At 36.7% G+C, this 1,465-nt stretch carries 1 protein-coding gene; it reads left to right on the forward strand.

What is annotated here, in order from left to right; all coding sequences use genetic code 11:
- Nucleotides 1–1,465 (forward strand): DNA translocase FtsK (locus tag CO726_RS30885; RefSeq protein WP_169513128.1); only part of this gene is annotated, 1,465 nt, incomplete at both ends.

Raw genomic sequence — 1,465 nt, forward strand, 5'->3', positions numbered from 1 at the left:
GTATTCCGTAGGGAGCCGAACGTGTCACCTTACCATCACATTATTGTCGATGAGTTTCCGGATTTCATTGTGCGCCCGTTTAAAGAATTCCCTGCACAATCTCGTAAATATAAAGTAATTCTCACAATTGCTAGCCAAACACTATCTCAATTAGCTCTCGACTTCACAGAGCAATACATGTTTACTTTACTAGGATCGTTCCGTAACAAAATGATATTTGGAGATGTAACGCCATATGATGCGAAAATTTTCTCTGACATGTTTGGTGAGAAAGAGGAATTTAAAGAGGCGGAATCCGAGCAAGGTATTTCTCCTATGCAAGAGAATCCTGTTAGTCGACTAGGATCAACCTATCAAAAGTCCAAAGAAGTTGTTATGTCACCAGGAGATATCATGGCACAAGGGGCATTCATCTGTGCTGCTCGTATCGTACAAGATAATCATGTGCAACCCGTACAACAAATTACAAGTAACTTTGTACCAAAAGAAGAATTTGCCCAAGCGGTTATTCAGGTAGATGAAGATATGGGCCGATATTGGGAAAATGAACGTCTTCGTCTTATTAATGAATCTATTGCAAAAGCAAATCCTATGAAGCATGTAGACGCAGAGAACATGAAGAAAATACAACCATTACCGCCTATGCAAGAGGATGAGATAGAGCAGAATAGCTCTACGAAAACCAACGGCGAGAAACAACATATTGTATCATTGAATGATTATAAGGAAAACAAGTCTCAAAATGAAACTCTACCTAATGAACCTGCAGCTATGAACCTGCAGGGGGCTATTAATGATGAAGCTGAAAATAAGTTGTATGAGGAAATTAAGGGATTTATTATTGAATCACAACAAGTCTCGCCATCTCTTCTGCAAAGAAAATTCAGAATTGGCTATATGAAAGCTATGCAATATATTGAGAAGTTAGAACAAAATCTAGTTGTAAGTTCTTACACAGGGGATGGTCATCGTAAAGTTTTAATTTCAAATAATAGTAGTATAACAGAAGAAACAAGTATTAATACTAATCACTCATCTGACAATACTATTTCACAGGAAGTAACGATTCTAAGCGAAGACAAAGGAACCGTACAAGAGGAAACTAGCTTCTTTAAGGATATTCTATACGACGATGTTGTAAGTTTTGTAAAAGAGTCGGGAACTGCTTCTATATCTGTACTACAAGACACGTTTAAAATTAGTTATACACGTGCATCGAGATTAATAGAAGCCCTACAACGAAATGGTGAACTGCCTGTTATAGCAGAAGAAACACATCTAGAAAGTATAAGGACTGAAATAAAAGAACCGGTCGTGAAAGAAGATATTAAAGAAACCATAGATATAGAATTACCTCCTATGGAAGAATGCTATGAAATTAACATGGAGGTAGCAGAACTAAACAAAGAATTATCTATTACTATGTTAGAGCAAGATTGGAATAAAGATTCCATTATTCATTCCG

The sequence above is a fragment of the Bacillus fungorum genome (assembly GCF_002746455.1).
Taxonomy (GTDB): Bacteria; Bacillota; Bacilli; order Bacillales; family Bacillaceae_G; genus Bacillus_A; species Bacillus_A fungorum.